The 21,671-nt window shown below is 69.5% G+C and carries 16 protein-coding genes; 5 read left to right on the plus strand and 11 right to left on the minus strand.

Annotation, left to right across the window (positions count from 1 at the left end):
* Positions 1-180: 180 nt before the first annotated feature.
* A complete protein-coding gene (locus tag ACZ6QO_RS18520) occupies positions 181-1,689 on the minus strand; it encodes a trypsin-like serine peptidase (protein ID WP_465852115.1) in 1,509 nt (502 codons plus the stop codon).
* A 335-nt stretch (positions 1,690-2,024) separates the two neighbouring features.
* Between ACZ6QO_RS18520 and ACZ6QO_RS18525 the strand changes: the two genes are divergently transcribed.
* Positions 2,025-2,597 carry an SSI family serine proteinase inhibitor gene (locus ACZ6QO_RS18525; RefSeq protein WP_465852117.1) on the plus strand — a complete coding sequence of 191 codons (573 nt, stop codon included), beginning with the start codon at positions 2,025-2,027 and terminating at the stop codon, positions 2,595-2,597.
* A gap of 631 nt (positions 2,598-3,228) precedes the next feature.
* Here ACZ6QO_RS18525 and nfi read toward each other — a convergent pair.
* Complete coding sequence (gene nfi / locus ACZ6QO_RS18530; protein WP_465852119.1) at positions 3,229-3,918, minus strand: deoxyribonuclease V; 690 nt, start codon at positions 3,916-3,918, stop codon at positions 3,229-3,231.
* A 145-nt stretch (positions 3,919-4,063) separates the two neighbouring features.
* On the minus strand, positions 4,064-4,498 hold the full coding sequence (locus ACZ6QO_RS18535) for a DUF2000 family protein (RefSeq protein WP_465852120.1): 435 nt from the start codon (positions 4,496-4,498) through the stop codon (positions 4,064-4,066).
* A gap of 182 nt (positions 4,499-4,680) precedes the next feature.
* On the opposite strand from ACZ6QO_RS18535, the gene ACZ6QO_RS18540 reads away from it, so the two are divergent.
* A complete protein-coding gene (locus ACZ6QO_RS18540; RefSeq protein ID WP_465852122.1) occupies positions 4,681-5,571 on the plus strand; it encodes an AraC family transcriptional regulator in 891 nt (296 codons plus the stop codon).
* Between the two features lie 304 nt (positions 5,572-5,875).
* Here ACZ6QO_RS18540 and ACZ6QO_RS18545 read toward each other — a convergent pair whose 3' ends face one another.
* The gene (locus ACZ6QO_RS18545) at positions 5,876-6,724 is read right to left on the minus strand and encodes a L,D-transpeptidase (protein WP_465852124.1); all 849 of its coding nucleotides are present in this window, start codon (positions 6,722-6,724) and stop codon (positions 5,876-5,878) included.
* A gap of 494 nt (positions 6,725-7,218) precedes the next feature.
* On the minus strand, positions 7,219-8,067 hold the full coding sequence (locus tag ACZ6QO_RS18550; RefSeq protein ID WP_465852126.1) for an Ig-like domain-containing protein: 849 nt from the start codon (positions 8,065-8,067) through the stop codon (positions 7,219-7,221).
* A gap of 637 nt (positions 8,068-8,704) precedes the next feature.
* On the opposite strand from ACZ6QO_RS18550, the gene ACZ6QO_RS18555 reads away from it, so the two are divergent.
* On the plus strand, positions 8,705-9,679 hold the full coding sequence (locus tag ACZ6QO_RS18555) for a zinc-binding dehydrogenase (RefSeq protein WP_465852128.1): 975 nt from the start codon (positions 8,705-8,707) through the stop codon (positions 9,677-9,679).
* A gap of 132 nt (positions 9,680-9,811) precedes the next feature.
* Here the strand turns inward: ACZ6QO_RS18555 and ACZ6QO_RS18560 are convergent, their stop codons facing one another.
* The 6 genes from ACZ6QO_RS18560 to ACZ6QO_RS18585 form a co-directional block, all read right to left on the minus strand.
* Positions 9,812-10,567 carry a PadR family transcriptional regulator gene (locus ACZ6QO_RS18560; RefSeq protein WP_465852130.1) on the minus strand — a complete coding sequence of 252 codons (756 nt, stop codon included), beginning with the start codon at positions 10,565-10,567 and terminating at the stop codon, positions 9,812-9,814.
* Positions 10,564-11,358 (minus strand): DUF4097 family beta strand repeat-containing protein, encoded by a 795-nt coding sequence (locus tag ACZ6QO_RS18565; protein ID WP_465852132.1) that lies wholly within the window; start codon positions 11,356-11,358, stop codon positions 10,564-10,566. The genes ACZ6QO_RS18560 and ACZ6QO_RS18565 overlap by 4 nt, the downstream gene beginning before the upstream one ends.
* Positions 11,359-11,528: 170 nt before the next feature.
* On the minus strand, positions 11,529-11,705 hold the full coding sequence (locus tag ACZ6QO_RS18570) for a DUF6104 family protein (RefSeq protein ID WP_465852134.1): 177 nt from the start codon (positions 11,703-11,705) through the stop codon (positions 11,529-11,531).
* A 93-nt stretch (positions 11,706-11,798) separates the two neighbouring features.
* Positions 11,799-15,491, minus strand: coding sequence for a multifunctional oxoglutarate decarboxylase/oxoglutarate dehydrogenase thiamine pyrophosphate-binding subunit/dihydrolipoyllysine-residue succinyltransferase subunit (locus ACZ6QO_RS18575; protein WP_465852135.1), 3,693 nt, complete (start codon positions 15,489-15,491; stop codon positions 11,799-11,801).
* Positions 15,492-15,821: 330 nt separating this feature from the next.
* A complete protein-coding gene (locus tag ACZ6QO_RS18580; RefSeq protein ID WP_465852137.1) occupies positions 15,822-16,487 on the minus strand; it encodes a B3/B4 domain-containing protein in 666 nt (221 codons plus the stop codon).
* A gap of 203 nt (positions 16,488-16,690) precedes the next feature.
* Positions 16,691-19,321 carry a glycoside hydrolase family 9 protein gene (locus tag ACZ6QO_RS18585; protein ID WP_465852138.1) on the minus strand — a complete coding sequence of 877 codons (2,631 nt, stop codon included), beginning with the start codon at positions 19,319-19,321 and terminating at the stop codon, positions 16,691-16,693.
* Between the two features lie 385 nt (positions 19,322-19,706).
* Here ACZ6QO_RS18585 and ACZ6QO_RS18590 point away from each other — a divergent pair, with 385 nt between their 5' ends.
* Both ACZ6QO_RS18590 and ACZ6QO_RS18595 read left to right on the plus strand, forming a co-directional pair.
* A complete protein-coding gene (locus ACZ6QO_RS18590; RefSeq protein ID WP_465852140.1) occupies positions 19,707-20,285 on the plus strand; it encodes an ArsR/SmtB family transcription factor in 579 nt (192 codons plus the stop codon).
* Complete coding sequence (locus ACZ6QO_RS18595) at positions 20,282-21,604, plus strand: MFS transporter (RefSeq protein WP_465852142.1); 1,323 nt, start codon at positions 20,282-20,284, stop codon at positions 21,602-21,604. Before ACZ6QO_RS18590 ends, ACZ6QO_RS18595 begins: the two co-directional genes overlap by 4 nt.
* Positions 21,605-21,671 lie beyond the last annotated feature (67 nt).

Below are 21,671 nucleotides of genomic sequence, written 5' to 3' on the forward strand. Positions count from 1 at the left end.
GTACCTTCCTAGGCTCAGACGTCAGCAGACAACAGTGAAGGGCGATTTTTCCAGATCATCTGCCCTGCGGCACCGTACTTGGCTGACCTGGGTTCACTTCGTTATAGGGCATTGGACCGACAGACTGCCCGGTAGGGGGCCGGGCACACGCCCGGGCCCCCCACCTTGCCGCAGGGGCGGTCAGCTCGTCGTAAGCTTCCCGGTCCACTGGTTGGCGGCGGCCTTGTAGACGCCGTAGGTGTCGCTGTTGAAGTACGGCGTCGTGATGTGGTCGTAGCGACCGTTGCCGTCGGTGTCGAGCGTCAGGCTCACGACACCGTTGAGGTAGCCGGTCCGGTTCACGTTCTTGTACACGATGAGGAACGGGCCGCCGGTGGCGCCGGGGGTGAAGGCGCACTTGATGGCGAGCTGCTCCTCGGCCTTGTACTTGGCCACGGCGGGAGCGGCGGCCGTCTGACCGTAACACCACTTCATGGTCTCGCCGGTGTAGGCCTTGTTGCCGTCGAGGTGCGAGGCGGTCGGGTAGCCGAAGCTGAACTGCTTGGCCTTCGTGCTGCGGTTCCAGGTGAAGCCCTGGCCGCCGACGTTGTCGCCGAGACGGCCCGCGTTCACGAAGGTCTTGATGGTGAACACGGTCTTGTAGTACTTGACCGTCGTCGCCTTCTTCACCCAGTACTTCACGTAGTAGTGGGTGATGGTGTAGGCCGAGTCGACGATCTTCTTGTAGCCGGGGCCCTTGTAGTTCTTGTACGTGACCTCGTCCACGATCTCCGTCGCGGTCTTGGCCGGCGCCTTGGCGTAGTTCACCTTGGCGTTGGCCGCGGGGGCCTTGTCGTACTCGTCCTTGGTGACCTCCTTCAGGACCCGCTGGCCGCCGGCGGTGCCCCAGGGGAGAACGGTCTCGGAGCCGGTCGACTTGGACCAGGCGTCGGCGGTCTCGCCGCCCTTCTCGTCGACCTTCTTCTGGTACTCGTCCTTGGTGATCTCGACGTCCTTGGCCCACTTGGGACCCTTGTAGGCGTCGTAGGTCTCCTTGGCGACGGTCTTCTCGCCGGTCTGCTTGATGCCGTCGTAGACGTTGACGAAGGCGTAGTCGTAGTCGTAGTCCTCGTAGACCGTGAAGTCGTTGTGGAGGTTGACCTTCGCGCCGACGTAGATGCCCCACGGCGCCTTGCCCTTGTAGTAACCGGGGATGAAGACGAAGTTGTCGACGTAGGTGTTCTTGTCGGTGTCGTACACGCAGTGCCCGGCCGTGGCGACCAGGTTGTGGTACTTCGACTGGACAGAGGTGCCCGAGCACCAGTAGGGCTTGCCGTCGACCTGGAAGAACACCTTGCCGACGTTGGTCGGCAGGTTGACGTTCTTCGACTTGCCCGCGGACTTGTCACCGTCGCCGGTCGGCGCGATGGCACCGGCCCTGCCGTCGGCGGAGGCCTTGCTCGTGCTCTTCTTCAGCTTCGCCGACAGCGAGGAGTCCTCGTTGTAGTGCGTCGCCGCCTTGAGCTTGGTGGGGGTCCAGGCGCCCGCGATGGCCTTCGCGTCGGTCCCGTTGTGGGCCAGCTTGCCGGACTTGACCGGGGTGGGCTTGGTCTCGGCGCTGGCGGTGGTGGTGAGGGTCGCGCTGATCATGCCGGTGGCGACGAGGGCCCCACCGAGAGGGAGGATCAGGCGCTTTGCTCGGGTGTTCATTGAGCTCCTTCTATGTCATGGGTTGCCCGGGAGGGACCCATGCGTACGTAAAGAGACCCGAAGACGTTACTGCGACGATCTTGGTCACCGACTCCCAAATGGGACAAATCGGCCAGTGTGTTACCGGTTTGTTATGAAACCGGTGGAACCGGAGAGATACCTGATACGTCGAAATCTGCTCGTCGACCAGCTCCTCCGGACCCGTGCCGCGGGCCCGAGGCGCATGGCCGGCGCCCCCCCGAGCGTGAGCGTGACGGCACGGCACAAAAACGACATCGACCATCAGGCGGGAGGATGCCGACCGCCCAACGTCACACAAGAGATCGGGGAGACACATGCGACGCCTCGCAATGGGCCTGACCTGCGCGGTCCTACTTCTGGGCGCGGCGGCGGCCCTGTCGCCGACGCCAATAGCCGACACGGCCGACACCGCCGCCATTCCACGTCCCCTCCCGGACGGCCCGGCGACCAGCGCGATCTTCCAGCTCCCGATCCAGGAGACCGCCTTCGGACCCCCCGTCCGCGAGGCTCCGGATGTTCGCGAAGCACCAGACGTCCGCGAAGCGCCGGCCGTCCGTGAGGCGCCGGGCAAGGGCGTGAGCCGTGTCCTCCTGCTGACCGTCGCCCGGGGCGAGTCGCCCACCCCCGCCGACAAGGCCGTCCTGCTGCAGTGCTCCCCGTCCGCCGGCTCGCACCCGAAGGCCGCCGACGCCTGCAAGCAACTCGAACGCGTCTCGGCCGACCTCAACGAGCTGCATGTCGCCCCGGACACCAAGTGCACCAAGGAGTACGACCCCGTCACCGTCTACGGCGCCGGCCTGTGGGACAGCAGCCGCCTCTCTTACGAACGCACCTTCGGCAACCGCTGCGAACTCAAAGCCACCGCCGGCGCCGTCTTCGACTTCTGACACGCGATTTGCAGAGTAGGGGTCGACGAAGATCGGAGTATGAGTCACATTCCCTGTGTGTCGACAAGTTCGACAGACATGGGTGTGCGCAATGTAGTGCCGCATGTTCGACTCGTCATTTCCGCTGGCGTGTAGGAAGGTGTGGCGCTGTTGTTGCGCTGTGTGCGGTTATCGGTCGGCTTTGCGCTTCAATCGCCTTATCGACGTAGGCCATGAATGGCGTAGAAGCGCCGACGGCGCGTGCGGCCGCGTCACTCTGTGACATCACAAACGCCGCGCCAGCAGATGGGGTCCGCGGCAGCCAGACTGCTGGGGAGGGTGATACGTGTTGGCCGATGCTTTCCGTTCCATGGCTGTTCGCGCGATAGCACGGAAAGTCGCACTTGAGGGTCTGGCCAGTCTGCTCAGTGAGGTGGAGAGGCTTCTCCGCTTTCTTTGAGAGTATGAAGCTGATGATGTCCGACTCATATCGATTCGCCTCCGCAGGGGATCGCGGGCGCTGGCACTCGTCGATATGGCTGAAACGGAAATAGTCTTCTGGTCGGATGTCTGGTGTTTAGATGCATCTACTGGTAGATGACTCGGCGTGATTCTCGGATGGAGACATGGCCGGACGAATGATGGCCGCGGGTTATCTGGTGGGGTGGCTCTGTCGTGATTTTAGGGTGCGGCGTGAGGCCTGGTCGGCTATGCGGATGGGCTTGGGGATGCGGTAGTGCGGTGTGCTGTTCAGTGTCACCTCGCATGCGCTTTCCAGGCTCATCATGTGGCCGATGGACACGAACACTGGTTTGACCTGGTCGGCGGTTCTGAGGACGGTTCCGATCAGCTCTCCCTCGTCGGTCAGCGGTGACCGGTCTCCCTTCGCGGGTCCTGGGTCCTCGTACTGGCCGATGAGCGCCTGTTTGGCGACGCCGATGGTCGGTAGTCCGGTAACCACGCCGAGATGGCAGGCGAGGCCGAATCTGCGGGGGTGTGCCAAGCCATGGCCGTCGCACATCAGCAGGTCGGGCAGCGGGTCGACTTTCTCCAGAGCGGCGAGGAGCGGGGGGAGTTCGCGGAAGGAGAACAGGCCGGGGAGGTAGGGAAAGCTCGGCTTGTCCTCGTGTACGACGACGTCCTGCACCTCCAGTGTGGCGGCGTCGAGCACGACCACGGCGGCGATGAGCCGGTCGTCGTCCTTGCTGTAGGTGACGTCGAGGCCGGCCAGGCGCCGGATGTCGGAGACGGCCGGGCCGGTGTGCGTGACGGAGCGGCGGAGCCGGGACTGGAGGACGGTGGCCTCTTCCGCGTCGGCGGGCCATGGTTCGTCGAAGTTCATGTCGGATCACAGGGCCAGGTGGAGGCGCAGGGCGGCGTCGATTCTGAGTCCGCCGAGGGTGGCGTTTCCGATCTTACTGGTGGAACAACCGATGCCGGGGCTTGGTCGCCACCAGGCGGCGCGGCTACCCACGCGTCTCCCACGGTCAGGGGTGGAGCGACAGGCCCTTGAGGGTTTTGTCCAGCAGGTTTCGGGGCGCGTGGAGGGCGAGGCCTACCAGGGGGAGGGTCTCGGCTGGGTGAGCCTGGACGGTGGCGCGGTTGGCCTCGTCGTGGCCGGTTTTGAACATGTCCTCGATGTAGACCGCTGTGGGGATACCTCGGCTGAGAGCGCGGGTGTGCACCAGGGTGAGGCCTTCGGCGTCGGCGGCGTAGACGAGGACGGGCTGGCGGAACATGGCCAGGTAGGCGTTGCCGGAGGCGTCCGCGTACGGCTCGCCGATGACCTCGTCGGAGGCGGCGGCGACGGCGCTCGCCAGGAACGCGGTCACGTTGAGCTTCTGCCAGACGGCCAGGTCCCCGCGGACGACGATGGCGATCTTCGTGTCGAAACGCATGGTGAGCAGCTTGGCGGTCGCCACGGCGCCGCGTCTTGTACGCCGGTGCGGGCCGCCGGACGAGGACCGGACGGGGAAGGGACGAGGACGTCGTCGGTACGGGGACGTCGCCATGGGGCGTCCGCATGGGGCGTCCGCATGGGGCGTCGGCATGGGAGGTCGTGGGATAGGTGGGGATCGTAGGTGGGCGGATACAGAATGGGGGTGTGGGAGGGGACTGGTCGCGGTACTGGCGGGCGGCGGATCGGCCGCTGGAGGGGATGCACGCCCACTTCGAGCGGCACGTCTACCACCGGCACAGTCACGAGACGTACTCCTTCGGTGTCACCGAGGAGGGCGCGCAGAGCTTCACCTGCCGGGGTGCGGCCCGCACGAGCGCGGCCGGCATGGTGATGGTCTTCAACCCCGACGACGCGCACGACGGGCACGCGACCGAAAAGGCGGGCTTCACCTATCGGATGCTGCACATCGGGCCCGAACTGGTCGCCGAGGTGCTGGGGGAGGCGGTGGGGCGGAGCGTCGGCCTGCCGCTGTTCACCGAGCCCGTCGTGGCCGACTCGGCCATGGCCGCCCGGTTGCGGCGGCTGCACGCCGCCCTGGTGGGCGAGGGGAACGCGACGGCGTTACGCCGGGAGGAGTTGCTCGACTCGACCGTGCTCGCCATGGCGCGCCATGCGACCGGACGCCTGCCGGTGACCCTGGGGAGGTGGGGACGTCTCCCGTTCGACTCGGAGGCCGGGCGATCGGACGCCGCAGGCATGGCGCGGCGGGGCGAGATCGGCACGGCGCGCGTGGTGCGAGAGTTGTTGCACGACCTGGACGGCGGAGCGGTCTCGGCGAATGATCTGGCCGTCGCGGCCGGGCGCAGCCGGTTCGCCGTGTACCGGTCGTTCCGGGAGACGTACGGGATGGCGCCCAGCGACTACCAGCGGCAGCTCCGGCTGCGGGCCGCGCGGCGGTTGCTCGCTCAGGGACGCTCGGCGGCGGACGTCGCCGCGGCGACCGGTTTCACCGACCAGAGCCACCTCACCCGATGGTTCACCCGCTGCTACGGAGTGACCCCCGGCGCCTACCGCCAAGCGGCTACGGCCACCTGATAAGGCGTGATACGCCGATCCTTGCTTCCTTGTGCGTTGATTTGGCCGCTGACTGGTGCGGGGAGGGGGGACGGTGACAGGCTGGACGCCGTAAGGTGGCGCCGGCCTCGCCGTACATCGTCCCGCCGCCGCGGCGCCAAATGTGCTGGTCCGGGATGGAGCGGGGGTATGTGCTGGTCTCGGTTGGGGCGGGTGTGGTGATGGCTCGGCGGACGCCGCGACGACCATGGACATACGCCCAGCACCCGCCGCCGTCGGCACGGTCGCCGGCATGGCTCTTACATCAGGTCTTGGGTGGGATGGGTCATTCGGTTATGAGGATCATGGTGCCTAGGGGGAGGTGGGTTACGGCGTCCAGGGCTGCTTTGGGGAGGCGGACGCAGCCGTGGGAGACGGCTTGGCCGAAGACGCTCTTGTCGGGCCAGCCGTGCAGGCCGACGGTGCCGGGGCCGCCGTCGAAGGTCTTCAGCTTTTCCGAGTGTGCGCCGAGCGGCAGGATCACCGGGCTGTAGTCCACGTCGGCCGGGGAGAGCGTCGCCAGCAGGAAGGTGCGGCCGACCGGGGTGGGCGTCTGCTTGGTGCCGATGGCGACCTGCCATGACCCTGTCTCCTGGCCGTCCTTGAGCACGGTCAGCTTCCGTGCCGACAGGTCGATGCGCACCTGGTAGGGGCTGCGGGACTCCTTGGTCCTGCCGTCGCCGGTGTGGATCCAGCCGGTGGACCCGTTGGGCCTGCTCGGGAGCAGGACGCGCATCCAGCCGGGACGCGACTCCACCACCGGGAGCCAGGTCGGGTTGTCGAGCTGGGTGGTGGGGAGGACGGCGATGGCCGGGCCGCCGGGCTCGGCGTAGACCACCTTGGGCGCGCGCGGGTGGACGACGCGGCCGTCGCCGGGGGCGAAGCGCTGCGGGTCGGGTTCCGCCTTGCTGATCGTGGTCCACGTCGTCGACCGGGGCAGGGCGGCGAGCTGCTTGGTGGTCACCTTCGCCGGGGGGATGGGCTTGGCCGGCGTGGGCGTGGCCGGGGGTGTGGCGAGTTCCCGGTCGAACTTCCAGTTGGTGAAGATCACCAGCATCGCCAGGCCCAGCAGGACCGTGGTGACGACCGCGGCGACGATGACGAAGGTGCGCGTGGATCGGCGGCGAACGTACATGGGACCCCCGGAAGTACTGGCTGCTGCTCTTCGCGGTTCGCAAGAAGGACGGGATCGGCCGGGTCGGGGCCGGCCGGGTGTTGCTCGGTCGGGGCCGGCCAGGTGATGGCTGGTCGCGGGGGCGGTGCCCGGTCGAGGCCGGCGTCGGGTTCAAGGGCGGTGCCGTTTGAGGCGTTGCCTGGTTGAGGACGGCGCCCGTGAAGGGTGGTGTCGAGGCTGGGGCGGTAGCGGGTGGAAGCGGTGTCCGGTCAAGGGAGGTGGGTGGAGGGGGTGGTGGTCGGTGTGGTGTGCGCGGCAGCGCGGGGAGTTGGCAGAGGTTCGGGACTTCTTGCGTGTTCTCCGTGGGCTTCGCGTACAGGGGTGGGTCTCGGCCGGATGTCCGAAGTCGCCGGAGGCGGTACGGAGGGCGGGTTCGGGGCGGGCGAGCGATGGGGGGCGAGCCGGAGGGCCCGTCCGCGTTGGTGGACAGGCCCTCGTGGCCCCGAAACGGTGGATCAACCCGTGACGGCGAAGTGCTGGACCGGCCGCGGCCGCTCCTTCTTGTAGTGCTTCTTGTGGTACGGCTTCTCGTAGTGGTGCTTGTGCATGGGCACCCACCTGTGACGGCGGGAGTCCCAGTACTCGCGGTGGCCGCCGCCGTGGTCGAACCAGCCCTCGATGTGCCGGCGGATGCCCTTGTCGAGCAGGATGGTCCTGTCGTCGTCGTGCCACCACTTGTCGCAGCGGCGACGGAGCCGCTCCCACTCCTCCTTGGTGTGGTGCGCGGAGATGTTGTGACGGTCCTCGGCGTCCTTCAGACGCCGGCAGTGGTGCTCGTCGTCGTCCTCGTGGTGGATGACCTTGGGACTGTCCTGCTCGTCCCAGTCCTCATCGTGGTCGGACTTGTCCTCCCCGTCCTTCTTGCCGTCAGCCTTGCCGTCCGCCTCGACCCGCTGGACGAGCGTCGCGACCGTGCTGGGGTCGAAGGAGGCGTTGCCGAGGTACTGGGCGGTGATGGTGTGGCTGCCCTCGGCCAGGGTGCTGGTCGTCAGGGTCGCCTGGCCCGCGTTGAGCAGGTCGGCGGTGCCGAGCTCCACCGTGCCGTTGCGGAAGACGACCTTGCCGGTAGGAAGGATGGCGGTGCCGGTCGCCGTCACCGTGGCGGTGAAGGTGACCGACTCGCCGCGGCGGGACGGGTTGTGCGACGAGGTCAGGGTCGTGGTCGTGGCGGTGGCCCGCCGGACGGTGACGGTGAACCCGGGCTTCACGGGCCCGGCCGGAAGCAGGGATGCCGCCTTCGTGCCGAGGTCCTGCGGGGCGGTGATCGCGCTCGCACTGCTGGGTGCCGCGGCGAGTGCGCCCATCGCGAGAGCGCCCGTGAGAGCTGCCGTCAGCCATGAACGACCGACATTACGTTGGAGAGACCGTGGGTGACCGACGTCTATCATAAAGCGGTCCTTTTCTTTCTGCAGTTCAAAGTAAAGGAGCACCTCGATGCTGGCGCGCCTGCATGTCCGACCCTACTCATGGTCGACCTCAATACCGTTGTCCGACATGCGGGAGATTCGCGCAAGCGGCGCGGTAATTGTAAAAAACAGCGGGCGGCTACTCGGCCATTTTTCATGATAAATCGGGCGGCTGTCCTGACTCGTCGCACGTCGGAAGCCCTGCCACAGCGCAGAAAGCGGCTCCGGGTAAAAATCGGGCGACCTGCATCAGTGATTCAGCGCGGCGGCGTGAATTTCCCGAGGTGTCGGCGTGTCGGCGGACGCGCATTGTGATGCTCTGTCCCGTTTCGCGGGCTTGTTCCGATAATCGCCGCAGGCGTCGGCGATCACGCGGAAGCGAATCGGACGGGCCCGAGGCGGCCTTTACCGGATTTCGCGGCGGTGCCGCCGGTTTTCCGCCGCCGCGGGGAACGGCGATCCCGGGACGCGCGGTTCCCCGCGCAAGGGTGTGGGGGCGGGGGGAGGAGGCGGGCCCCGGGGGTAGGGTGCCGCCATGTTCGCCGTGACATGCACAAGCACCGACCCGGACAACCCGCTCGCCGGGCTCACCCTCGGGGAGCGTCCCGAGCCCGAGGTCCCCGACGGGTGGACCGCGGTCACCGTGAAGGCGACCGCGCTCAACCACCACGACCTGTGGACGCTCAAGGGCGTCGGCATCCGCCAGGACCGTCTCCCGATCGTCCTCGGGTGTGACGCCGCCGGCGTGGACGAGGACGGCGACGAGGTCATCGTCCACTCGGTGATCGGCACTCCGGTCGACGGTGACGAGACGCTCGACCCGAAGCGCTCCCTGCTGTCGGAGGTCCATGACGGCACGTTCGCCCAGCGGGTCGTGGTGCCGCGCGCCAACCTGGTCCGAAAGCCGGCCGCCCTGTCGTTCGAGGAGGCCGCCTGCCTGCCGACGGCGTGGCTGACCGCCTACCGCATGCTCTTCGAGAAGTCGGGGCTGGAACCGGGGTCCACCGTGCTCGTCCAGGGGGCCGGCGGCGGGGTGGCCACCGCGCTCATCGCACTCGGCCGCGCGGGAGGCTACCGGGTGTGGGCGACCAGCCGCTCGGAGGAGAAGCGGGCCAGGGCGCTGGAACTCGGCGCCGACCAGGTGTTCGCGCCGGGGGCACGCCTGCCCGAGCGCGTCGGCGCGGTGATGGAGACGGTGGGGCAGGCCACCTGGGACCACTCGCTGAAGTCGCTGCGCCCCGGCGGCCGCATCGTCGTCTCCGGGGCGACCAGCGGCGCGGTTCCGTCGGCCGACCTGAACCGCGTCTTCTTCCTGCAGCTTTCGGTGGTCGGCTCGACGATGGGGACGCGCGACCAGCTCGGGCGGCTCGCCACGTTCCTGGAGCAGACCGGCGTGCGTCCCGTCGTGGACCGCGTGCTGCCGCTCGGCCGGGCCGAGGAGGGGTTCGCCGCGCTGGAGCAGGGCGAGGTGTTCGGGAAGATCGTTTTCACGCTGCCCGCGGGCGGCTGAGGGGGCCGGCGAGGCCGCCCTGCCCGGCGGCCTCGTCTCGCTGGACGGCTTCCGGCTGTTCGTCGCGGGGCGCGCACGGCTGTGGGTGGGCGCCGAGACGGAGCAGCGGGGGGCGGAAGCCGTACAGGATCATCATCGGAGCGCGGAGCGGATGCGGGTGGCCGCCTCGTACAGGGCGTCCTGCGCGGTGGCGAGGGTCTCTTCGCTCACCGAGGACGCCGACGCGGCGCCACGGATCTCCTCGACGAACTCGGCCAGCATGCGGCCGAGCTCGGCGTCGCGGTCGCGGTCGCCTCGTCCCTGCCAGGCGCCGCCCCACACCCCGCGCAGCCAGTCCTGCTTCCAGCGCTGGGTCTCTTCCTTCCAGACCCGCCTCTGGCGCTCGAACTCCTGCTTCTGCTCCTTCCACGCCTGCTTCTGCTCCTGCCAGGCGTGACGGTAGTCGTCCTTGGCCGCGCGCAGGTCGTCCTTGGCGGAACGCTGCTCCTCGCGGCCGCTCTGGCGCACCTCGCGGGCCATCTGGGTCAGCTCGTCGCGCAGGGAGCGGACGGTGTCGCGGACGTCCTCCTTGACCTCGCGGGCGATGTCGCGGACGGACTGGGAGATCTCCTGCTCGAGGTCGGCGAGCTCGTCCATGCGCGCCTCAAGCTCGGCACGGCCCTTGTCGGTGATCGTGAAGATCTTCTTGCCGTCCACGACCTCGTGGGTGACCAGGCCCTCCTCCTCCAGGCGGGCCAGCCGGGGGTAGATCGTGCCGGGCGAGGGCGAGTAGACGCCGAGGAAGCGATCTTGCAGGAGGCGGATCACCTCGTAACCGTGCCGCGGGCTCTCCTCAAGCAGCTTGAGCAGGTACAGCCGGAGGCGTCCATGGGCGAAAACGGGGCTCACTGGTCTCTCCTCAGAAGCGTCACATCGGCCGAAATCGTGGTCGCCGACAGGGAGGCCATGCCTCCGCCGAGCCGGCCGGACACCGATCGGGCGCCGGGGCGGCTGGTGTCGTCAAGGCCCGGGTACGCGCTTTTCAGCCTGCCGGACGTCGAGCGCAGCGACACGTCGGCGTCGACGGCCCCGGGAAGCCGCACGACGATGGCGCCGGAGACGCTGTGCAGGGTGACGTGGCCGGTCGGCGGCAGCTCAAGGTCGGCGGTGATGCGGCCGGACACGGTGTTGGCGCGCAGGCGGCGCGGCGTGCCGCCGGCGACGGTCAGTTCGCCCGCCACGCTGGTGAAGGACAGATCACCGGCCAGGCCCCGGGTCTCGACCGGGCCGGACACCGTCTCTGCCTCGATCTCGCCGCTGACGCCGTCGAGCACGATCTCGCCGGACACGCTCTTGACGTTGGTGCGCCCCTCGAAGCCGGCGACGACCGCGGAGGCGGAGATCACCCCGGCCTGGACCCTGCACTCTTTGGGCACGGTGAGGGTGAGCGTGGTGTCGCGCCGGCCGGGCCGCAGCCAGCCGAGGATGCCGTCCCAGGTGAGGTCCTTGTAGGCCACCGTCAACCGGCCGTGCTCGTCATGCTCGACGATCAGCGGTGGCGTCTCGATGTCGCTCACCTCCAGGCTCGGAGGCCCGTCGCTCGCGAGCACGGCGAGGCGGCCGGCGACGATGCGGACGTTCAGCTCGCTCACCGCCCCGAACGTCAGCTTCTCCGGCTGGTCGATGGTCCACTTGGGCATGGTCTCGCCCTTCGACGATGTCGTGGTGAATACCTTCCAGTAGACACGATATATCGCGATGACGAGAAGTCAAGATGTATCGCGTTCGCGGAAGCACCTTCGCCGTCGGCCGGGCGCCTCGGCCGGGCGCCTCGGCCGGGCGTGTCGGTGGGGCGTGTCGGTCGGGCGCGTCAGTCGTCCTCGTCGTCCAGGCGGGCCAGCCACGTGGCCAGGCGCTCCACCGGGACCTCGAACTCGGGGTTGAGGTCGACGAACTCGCGCAGCCGCTCGGCCAGCCAGACGATGCCGACCTCCTCCTCGCCGCGCCGCTCGACCAGCTCTTCGATGCCCCTGTCAGTGAAATACATCGCAACCCTCCATGCCATAGGCGGACATATGGGGAAGTCCCCCACAGGACGCCTGTGGGGGACTTCCGTGATACTGCTGACCGGCGCGACCCGTCAGCCGAGGGCCTCGGTGATGATGTGCTCCACCTCGGCGTCGTGCGCGGCGTGCGAGCCGACCGCCGGGGAGGAGTTGGCCGCACGCGACACCCGGCGCAGCCGCCGGCCGTCGAGCAGACCGGGGTCCTCGGTGAGCTTCAGGGTGAGGTACGGCCACGGGCCCATGTTGATCGGCTCGTCCTGCGCCCAGACGAGCTCGGTGTCGGAGCCGTAGCGGGACAGTTCGGCGCGCAGCTCCTCGGCCGGGAACGGGTAGAGCCGCTCCAGCCGGACGATCGCCACGTCCGTGCGCCCTTGCTTGTCGCGGGCCGCGGCCAGGTCGTAGTAGACCCTGCCGGAGCAGAGCACCACGCGCCTGACGTTCGACGGGGTCACGGTCGCGTCGCCGATCACCGCGCGGAAGGCGCCGGAGGTGAACTCGGCGGTCGCCGAGGACGCTGCCTTGTGCCTCAGCAAGGACTTCGGCGTGAAGACGATCAGCGGCCTGCGGCGGTTCGACAGCACCTGCCAGCGCAGCAGGTGGAAGTAGTTCGCCGGCGTGGTCGGCTGGGCGACCGTCATGTTGTCCAGCGCGCACATCTGCAGGAACCGCTCGATGCGGGCGGAGGAGTGGTCGGGACCCTGGCCCTCGTAGCCGTGCGGCAGCAGCAGCACGACCGAGGAGCGCTGGCCCCACTTCTGCTCGCCCGACGAGATGAACTCGTCGATGATCGACTGCGCGCCGTTGGCGAAGTCGCCGAACTGCGCCTCCCAGGCCACCAGAGCGTCCGGGCGCACGACGCTGTAGCCGTACTCGAAGCCCATGGCCGCGAACTCCGACAGCAGGGAGTCGTAGACGTAGAACTTCGTGGTGCCCTGGTTGAAGGACTTCAGCGGTGTGTGGTCCTCGCCGGTCACCCGGTCGACCAGCACGGCGTGCCGCTGGCCGAAGGTGCCCCGGCGGGAGTCCTGCCCGACGAGGCGGACCGGGTGGCCGTCGATCAGCAGGGAGCCGAAGGCCAGCGTCTCGCCCATGGCCCAGTCGACGGCGTCCTCGGTGATCATCTGGCCGCGGCGCTGCAGCACCGGGGCGAGACGCGGGTGCACCGTGAAGCCCTCGGGCAGAGTGAGCTGCGTCTCGACGACCCGCTTGATCGTCTCTTCGCTGATGGCCGAGGGGGTGTCCTCGTGCGACCACGGCACCACCTCGTCGGGGGCCGGCTTGACGACCGCGCCCGGCTCCAGGGGCTTCTTGCCGGCCTCACGCGTCTCGGTGAAGGCCCGTTCGAGCTGCTCCTGGTAGTCGCGCAGCGCCTGCTCGGCCTCCTCGACCGTGATGTCGCCGCGCCCGATCAGCGCCTCGGTGTACAGCTTGCGGATCGAACGCTTGGCGTCGATCAGGTCGTACATCAGGGGCTGGGTGAAGCTCGGGTTGTCGGCCTCGTTGTGGCCCCGGCGGCGGTAGCAGACCAGGTCGATGACGACGTCCTTGCGGAACCTCTTGCGGTACTCGTAGGCCAGCCGGCCCACGCGGACCACGGCCTCGGGGTCGTCGCCGTTGACGTGGAAGATCGGCGCCTGGATCATGCGCGCCACGTCGGTGGCGTACACGCTGGACCGGGAGGAGGCGGGGGAGGTGGTGAAGCCGACCTGGTTGTTCACCACGACGTGCACCGTGCCGCCCGTGCGGTAGCCGCGCAGCTGCGACAGGTGGAGCGTCTCGGCCACCACGCCCTGGCCGGCGAAGGCGGCGTCGCCGTGCACGAGCACCGGAAGGACGGTGAAGCCCTCTTCGCCGCGTTCGAGCAGGTCCTGCTTGGCGCGGACGACGCCTTCGAGCACCGGGTCGACGGCCTCCAGGTGGGAGGGGTTCGCCACCACGGAGGCGGCGATCTTCTTGCCGCTGGGGGTGGTGAAGTCGCCCGACGCGCCGAGGTGGTACTTCACGTCGCCGGAGCCGTGGGCGCTGCGCGGGTCGAGGTTGCCCTCGAACTCGCCGAACACCTGGGCGTAGGACTTGCCGACGATGTTGGCGAGGACGTTCAGCCGGCCGCGGTGGGCCATGCCGATGACGACCTCGTCGAGATCTTCCTCGGCCGCGTCGCTGATCACCGAGTCGAGCAGCGGGATCAGAGACTCGCCGCCCTCCAGCGAGAAGCGCTTCTGACCGACGTACTTGGTCTGCAGGAAGGTCTCGAACGCCTCGGCGGTGTTCAGCCGGCGAAGGATGTGCAGCTGCTCCTCGCGGCTCACCCTGCCATGCGGCTTCTCGACCTTGCTCTGGATCCAGGCCCGCTCTTCGGGGTTCTGGATGTGCATGTACTCGATGCCGACCGTGCGGCAGTAGGAGTCGCGCAGCACGCCGAGGATGTCGCGCAGCTTCATCAGCGGCTTGCCGCCGAAGCCGCCGGTGGCGAACTCGCGCTCGAGATCCCACAGCGTGAGGCCGTGCGACTTGATGTCCAGGTCGGGGTGCTTGCGCTGGTTGTACTCGAGCGGGTCGGTGTCGGCCATGAGGTGGCCGCGCACGCGGTAGGCGTGGATCAGCTCGATGACCCTGGCCGACTTGGCGACGTCGTCGTCGTGGGTGGCCGAGATGTCCTGGACCCAGCGGACCGGCTCGTAGGGAATGCGCAGCGACTGGAAGATCTCGTCGTAGAAGCCGTCCTGGCCGAGCAGGAGCTGGTGGATGCGGCGCAGGAAGTCGCCCGACTGGGCGCCCTGGATGATGCGGTGGTCATAGGTGCTGGTGAGCGTCATGACCTTGCTGACAGCCAGGCGGTTGAGCGTCTCGGGGGAGGCGCCCTGGTATTCGGCCGGGTACTCCATCGCGCCGACGCCGATGATCGTGCCCTGGCCGGGCATCAGGCGGGGGACCGAGTGGACGGTGCCGATGGTGCCGGGGTTGGTGAGGCTGATCGTGGTGCCCGCGAAGTCGTCCACGCCGAGCTTGCCGCCCCGCGCCTTGCGGACGATCTCTTCGTACGCCGTCCAGAACTGGCGGAAGTCGAACGACTCGGCGTTCTTGATCGAGGGGACGAGGAGCTGGCGGGAGCCGTCGCTCTTCTGCACGTCGATGGCCAGGCCCAGGCCGACGTGCTCGGGCTTGATCAGGGTCGGCTTGCCGTCGACCTCGGCGTAGGAGTGGTTCATGTCGGGCATCGCCGCCAGCGCCTTGACGATGGCGTACCCGATGATGTGGGTGAAGGACACCTTGCCGCCGCGACCGCGCGACAGGTGGTTGTTGATGACGATGCGGTTGTCGATGAGCAGTTTCGCCGGGACCACGCGGACGCTCGTGGCGGTGGGGACCGCCAGGCTGAGGTCCATGTTCTGCGCGGTGCGGGCGGCCGCCCCGCGCAGCCGCACCTCTTCAGCGCCGGACGGGGTCGCCGGGGCGGGCTTGGCCTTCTGGGGCTGCGCGCTTGGAGCGGGAGTCGTCTTGGCGGCTTGAGGAGCGGCTTCCGCCGGTGCGGGCTGCGGCGGTGCGGTCGTGGTCGCGGCGGCGGCCTTGGCCGTCGCACCGTTGGACCCTTCTGGCGCCTGCGTGCGGCTCGTACCGGAGTTGGGGTTGTAGTCAGCGAAGAAGTTCCACCAGGCACGGTCGACAGACTCGGGGTCCTGGAGGTACTTCTGGTACAGCTCGTCGACAAGCCACTCGTTCTGGCCAAAGTTGGTCAGTGGGTTTGTCCGCGACGACTCAGACGACACGGCGGAAATCGCCCTCTTCCGCAGATCGGCGTTGTTGATTAGAGAACCTGTCCAAGGCTACTCGCCCAAATAAGTGGAGCGTGCGGTCTGGGACGGGCTCACGGCCCGATCATCCCAGGACCGTTCAAACTGGTCACGCGCGGGTAGTCAGTCCGGGGGGTGACGCCATGCTCACCTCCAAGGGCGGGTGCTCTCTCCACCACGCTACAAGCGTGTCCCACGCGGGCGCGGCGGGGCTCGGGACGGCGTCCAGGTGCCGGGGTCGGGGGGACGGCCTGCGGGGGTCAGACGGAGAACCGGTGGGGCCTCAGGCGGGGTTCGGGTGAGGGCTCAGGCGGGTCCCACGAGCCGTGACTCGACGCGAACGCCGGGCGCGATCTCGCGCAGCAGGCCGGTGAGCTCGTCCCCGGCCGCGGAGAGCTCCTCCAGCGTCATCGGCGCGAGCCGCTCGAGCAGGAACAGCGCGTCCACGGTGCTCTCGGTGATGCGGGTGCGCACGCACTGGCGCCAGTTCCACCTGCGGCAGGTGACCCCGCGGTCGTCCCGCCAGACCACCTCGCCGATCTCGGGGTGGTCGATGACCGTCTCGCCCTTCTCGACGGCGTCGAACGGCTCTTCGCCGCTCGCCCGGACGAGCCTGGCCGTGCCCTCGTAGTGCGCGAGGTCCTCGCCGCCGATGGGCAGGACGTGGCGGACGCTGACCGCGTTGTAGGCGTCCACGACGAGGTTGATCTCCGGAGGCGGCATCCGGCGCACCAAAGCGTCGACCGAGGGGCGGGTGCGCTGCGGCTTGGCGCCGAACGCCCGGTAGGCGTCCTGCCAGGCCAGGATCTTCTCGTGGTCGGGACGCACGGCGGTCGAGGCCGCCTCGGCCAGCCAGGCGCGCGAGCGCTCGTCGGAGGGCCCGTTGCCCAGGCCGTACGCGCCGATGGCGAGAACGTGGAAGTCCGGCCGCAGGCGGATGACCGCCTCGTCGACCCAGATGGCTCCGATCATGCGCACACCTTAATCGGGACGATCGGGCGGCCGCGCTCGCGGCGGGGCGGCCGGGCGTGTGCGGGTGATCGCAGCCGGAGGCGTCCGGCGTCAACGCGGCCGAGGCGCCTCCGGGTGAACGCGGCCGGGCCGCCACCTGTGCGGTGGCGGCCCGGCGTTGAGCCGTGGTCCCCCGGCCGGCCCGGCCAGGGTCCGAGGTGGGGTCAGGAGCAGGCGGCGCCGTTCAGGGTGAACAGGTCGGGGTTGGGGTTGGCGCCGCCGGGGTTGGTGCCGAGGAAGCCGAACGTGACCGACTGCCCCGGCTTGATCTTGGCGTTGGAGGCCACGTTCTTGGCGGTGACCGTCGCGCCGCTCTGGGTGATCCCGGCGTTCCAGGTCTGCCCGGCCTTCTGGCCGCCGAGGAACGACCACTTCAGGTTCCAGCCGTCCACCGGCGTGGCGCCGGTGTTCTTGATGGTGACCTGGGAGGTGAACCCGTTGGGCCACTGCCCGTGCGTGATGTAGGTCACCTGGCACTTGCCGGGGGCCTTCACCGTGCCGTCGCCCTGGTCGGCCACGAACGCCGAGACCCACGACAGCGGCGAGTTCCAGTTGATCGTCAGCTCGTTGGTCGACCAGGACTCGATGTCGTCGATGTAGCAGAACTGCGGCTTGCAGCCTGTGAGCTTCGCCTGCGCCACCGGGTCCTCGACGCCGGAGTTCGGGCCGCCGGACAGGGTGCCCTTGGGCGGGTTCGGCAGGTCGGGGTTGAGCTGGTGGGAGTACCACCGGCTGTGCTGGTTGTGCGAGTTCACCTCGCCGTACCCGGTGACGTACGACTGGTTGAGCGCGTTGCGGCCGAAGATGTAGTCGATGCCCTGCAGCACGCCGTCGCGGTACTTGCGGTCGCCGGTGAGGTCGTAGGCCGCGGCCATGACCACCGCGTTGTTCAGCACGAGGTTGTTGGAGCCCCAGTCGTAGGTGGGCGGGTTGTACGGCACGCCGTACGGGTGCGCGGTCAGCGTCGCCAGGTACTTGTCGGCACCCGCGACCACGGACTGCCGCACCTCGTCGCGTCCGGGCAGGGCGTTGGGCACGGTCGCCAGGTCGAGGCGGCCGAGCTGCGCCACGTTGCCCCAGTCGAAGCCGCGCGGGCCCCAGATGTCGGCCGTGTGCTGCGGCGAGGCCAGCACGTAGTCCTTGAACTCCGCCTCGCCGGTGGTGATGTACAGCTCGGCGGCGGCCCAGTAGAACTCGTCGCTGACGTTGGAGTCGCTGTAGGTGCCGCCGCCGGTGCCGTCGCTGGGGGAGGCGAGCAGGCCGGGGTTGGCCTTGGCCGCGGCCCACGCCTTGCGGGCGGCGGTCAGGTTCTTGGCGGCGAACGCCGCGTCGTACGGGGCGAACAGCCGGGCGGCCTGGGCGGCGGTCGCGGCCAGGTTCAGCGTCGCGGCGGTCGAGACCGGGTGCAGCTCGCGCTTCTGCGGGTCGAGGTGCGGCAGCAGCGGCAGACCGGTCCAGTTCTGGTCATGGATCTTGTGGTGGGCCATGCCCGCGTACGGCTTGCCGTCCGGGACCTGCATCTTCAGCAGGAACTCCTGCTCCCAGCGGGCCTCGTCGAGGATGTCGGGCACGTGGTTGCCGCTCTCGGGCAGCTTGAGCGCGCCGTCGCCCATGGGCTTGGCCGTCGGGGCGTTCTTGGTGCGCTCGAACTCGCTCATGAGCTGGGCGACCGAGATGCCGCCGTTGACGACGTACTTGCCGTGGTCTCCGGCGTCGTACCAGCCGCCGGAGACGTCCAGGGTGTAGTCGCAGACGCCGGGCTGGCAGGGCACGTCGGTGTCGCCCTGGTTCGGCGCGACGCCGACGTGGCCGGCGGGCCGTCCGTAGCCGGGGCGCAGCTCGTCGCTGATCGCGATGCCGCTGCGCTGCGAGTAGTAGAACTTCAGCGCGTCGGAGCGCAGGGTCTCGTACGCGCGGGCGTCGATGTCGAACGGCCGGCTGGTCTCGCCGTCCGCCGTGAGCGTGTAGCCGGCGCCCGGCTTGGTGTAGGAGCCGAAGTCGATGGAGTGGACGTTCTGCCCGGAACTGGCGTCCACGCCGCGCGGCGTGGAGGTGCCGGAGGCGACGACCGCGCCGGCGGCGTTCTTGAGCTTCCAGGGCAGGGCCGTGGTCGCCTCGGTGACCACGGTGGCGTTCTTCGGGCCCTTCGGCAGGTAGGCCACCTGGTTGACGCGGACGCGCGGGCCGGTGTCCGGCACGTACACCTCGGGATCGGCGCCGCCCTTGAGGCTGATGTCGTCCACGCAGAACCGCCACGGCGTGGAGCTGCCGCCGATCTGGAACACCACCTGCCCGTTGTCGAGGTCGACCGGCGAGGTGAAGGTGTAGGCGAACGTCCCGCCGTCCGGGGTGAGCTCCGGGTTGACGCTCAGGTACGCCGTGTACGGGTCGACGGGCATCTGCACCAGCGCCTTGCCGACCTTCGTCGGGTCGCCCGACGCCGAGAAGCCGAACGCGTAGGTCTCGCCCTCGACCAGGGGGATGTCGTTCTGGCCGATGATGACGTCCCACGGGTTCACCGTGCCGCCGGGGATGTCGGCGCACAGCCGGCCGCCGGTGGCGTCGAAGGTGATGTTGTCGGTGTGCCACCAGGGGTCGGTGCCGTTGTCGAAGGTCCCGTTGCGGATCTGCTCGGGGCCCTCCGGGTCGGCGTTCGCGGCGGCGGCCAGGGCCTGAACGGGTGGCGCATGCGTACCGGCCGCGCGCGCGGCCGGAGCGGACAGGGCGGACGCGGCCAGCGTGGCCGCCGCGGCGACGGCCAGTGAGGCCGCCCACCGCCGGGATGGTCTGATCACGCGATTTCCCCAGGTGTCAAAGTCGGAGCGTCTGCGGGCGCGCGTATGGGAGCGCTCCCAAGACGACGGTTCCCGCGATGTTTCCAACGCGTGTCCGGACCGTCAATGGACCGGCGCCGCCGTGGTGGCCCTCGCCCGGCCGAGCGTGGACGGCGCGGGCCGCCCGCGCGGGTCCCGCCGGTCGCCGAGGTGTGCCGATTGCCGCCGAGGGGCGCTTGCGGGTCGTTTCGCCGCTGGTCGGCGGTCTTCGGCCGCTCGGCCCGCTTCCCTGAAACTTTCAGCCTTCCGGAGGCGAGGCGGAGGCGAGGGGAGGGAGGAAGCCGGTGGCGATCCATTCCGCAAAGGGGTCTTTGCAAATGTAGCTTTGCAAAGCTATCTTTGCGGTATGAGCGAGGACTCCGACACCTACCGCGTGAGCGATCCGCGGGCTCTGAAGGCCGTGGCCCACCCGCTGCGCGTACGGCTGCTCGGCGCGCTGCGCCTCGACGGCCCCGCCACGGCCACCGAGCTGGCCGCCAAGTTCGGCGAGAGCTCCGGCGCCACCAGCTACCACCTGCGGCAGCTCGCCAGGTACGGCTTCGTGGAGCAGGACCCCGAGCAGCGCGACGCGCGCGAGCGCCGCTGGCGGTCCGTCCACCGCTACACCTCCTGGAGCGAGCTGGAGATCGGCGGCACCCCCGAGGGCCGCGAGGCGGCCGGGTTCATGCGCGACCGGCAGATCGAGGTGCTGCTCGCCGAGCGTGAGCGGTTCGAACGCGAACGCGACTCCTGGGGCCCGGAGTGGATCGACGCGGCCGGCATGTCCGACGACATGGTCCGGCTCACGCCCGCGTCGCTGAAGCTGCTGTACGAGCGCGTCGAGGCGCTGGTCCACGAGATGGAGGCCGCCGACGCCTCCAGCGCCGGCGCCGAACGGGTGATGCTCCACCTCGCGGCCTTCCCGAGCAGGGGGTACGGCGGATGAGCGCCCACGTTGGTTCAGAAGTGCTGTCCGCGCGGGCGGCGCTGCGGCGCTACCAGACGGTCAGCTTCCTGACCTGGTTCCCGCCCGGCCTGATGCTGGCCTCGATGGTCCTGCTGATGACCTCGCGCGGCCTCGATCTCGCGCAGGTCGGCGTCGTGACCGCGGTCTTCGGAGGGGTCGCCGCCGTCTTGGAGCTACCCACCGGCGGTCTGGCCGACGTCGCCGGCCGGCGGGTCGTGCTGGCCGCGTCCGCCCTGTTCAGCGTCGTTGCGATGAGCCTGATGGCCGTGGCCGGCTCGCTCTGGGTCTTCGTCGCGGCGGCGGTGTTCAAGGGCGTGGCGCGGGCGCTGGCCAGCGGGCCGGCGGCGGCCTGGTACGTCGACACGGTGCACGCGGCGGAGGGGCCGGAGGCCGATCTCAAGCCGGGCCTCGGCCGGGGAGAGGCCATGGGGTCGGCCTCGCTCTGCGTTGGCACGCTCATCGGCGGCTTCCTGCCGCTGCTGATCCCCGGCGGCCTGGCGGTCTCCATGGTCGCCTCGGCCGGGGCGGCGGCCGTGCTGTTCGTCGTCGTGCTCTTCGCGATGCCCGAGCCGCCGCACCCGCGTCCCTCGCTCAGGTCGGTGCTGCGGGACGTGCCGGTCACCGTCGGCTCGGGCCTGCGGCTGGCGTTCACGCGCGCCGGGCTGCGCCGCCTGCTGTTCATGGCGTTCGTCCTCGGCGTCGGGCTCAACGCCATCGAGATGCTCACCCCGGGCAGGCTCGCCGCGCTGACCGGCACGGTGGAGTCCGGAGGCTCGGTGTACGCGCTCGTCGCGGCCGCCGGGTTCGGCGCCAGCGGCCTCGGGTCGTGGCTCGCCCCCCGGGCGGCGCGGCTGCTGCGCGGCCCGGTCGCGGCGGCGGTCGCGGGCACGGTGGCCGGCGCGGTGGCGTTCGCCTCGCTCGCGGCCTCGGTGGCGCTGTCCGGGCCGGCGGGCATCGCGGCGGCGTGCGGCGCCTATGCGGTCATGTTCGCGGCGGTCGCCGTCGCCGAGATCATGCGCGCGGAGATGCTCCACCGGCGGGTCGCCTCCTCGCGGCGGGCCACGCTGATGTCGGTCGACTCGCTGCAGCTCATGCTCGGCGGCGTGCTGGGCACGCTGTTCCTCGGCCTGCTGGCGTCCCGGGCGGGCACGGCCGCCGCCTGGTGGGTCGCGGCCGGGGTGCTGCTGCTCTCCGCCCCGCTGTACCTGCGGCTCCCGCCGGCCACCGCCGAGCCGAGCTCCGGCCTGGACACCGAACCCGGACGGGAGCCGGAGCCGGCCGTCATCCACCCCGAGTAGAACAACATTCGGTGACCGGTGCACAATCGGGGACGTCGGTCGCCGGTCGTCGGCGCCGGCGGTGGCG

This window comes from Sphaerisporangium sp. NPDC049457 (assembly GCF_055586705.1).

Coding starts and splice junctions, on each gene's coding strand:
- ACZ6QO_RS18520 (WP_465852115.1), bottom strand. CDS start 1,689: ATGAACACCCGAGCAAAGCGCCTGATCCTCCCTCTCGGTGGGGCCCTC.
- ACZ6QO_RS18525 (WP_465852117.1), top strand. CDS start 2,025: ATGCGACGCCTCGCAATGGGCCTGACCTGCGCGGTCCTACTTCTGGGC.
- nfi (WP_465852119.1), bottom strand. CDS start 3,918: ATGAACTTCGACGAACCATGGCCCGCCGACGCGGAAGAGGCCACCGTC.
- ACZ6QO_RS18545 (WP_465852124.1), bottom strand. CDS start 6,724: ATGTACGTTCGCCGCCGATCCACGCGCACCTTCGTCATCGTCGCCGCG.
- ACZ6QO_RS18550 (WP_465852126.1), bottom strand. CDS start 8,067: ATGGGCGCACTCGCCGCGGCACCCAGCAGTGCGAGCGCGATCACCGCC.
- ACZ6QO_RS18555 (WP_465852128.1), top strand. CDS start 8,705: ATGTTCGCCGTGACATGCACAAGCACCGACCCGGACAACCCGCTCGCC.
- ACZ6QO_RS18565 (WP_465852132.1), bottom strand. CDS start 11,358: ATGCCCAAGTGGACCATCGACCAGCCGGAGAAGCTGACGTTCGGGGCG.
- ACZ6QO_RS18570 (WP_465852134.1), bottom strand. CDS start 11,705: ATGTATTTCACTGACAGGGGCATCGAAGAGCTGGTCGAGCGGCGCGGC.
- ACZ6QO_RS18580 (WP_465852137.1), bottom strand. CDS start 16,487: ATGATCGGAGCCATCTGGGTCGACGAGGCGGTCATCCGCCTGCGGCCG.
- ACZ6QO_RS18590 (WP_465852140.1), top strand. CDS start 19,707: ATGAGCGAGGACTCCGACACCTACCGCGTGAGCGATCCGCGGGCTCTG.
- ACZ6QO_RS18595 (WP_465852142.1), top strand. CDS start 20,282: ATGAGCGCCCACGTTGGTTCAGAAGTGCTGTCCGCGCGGGCGGCGCTG.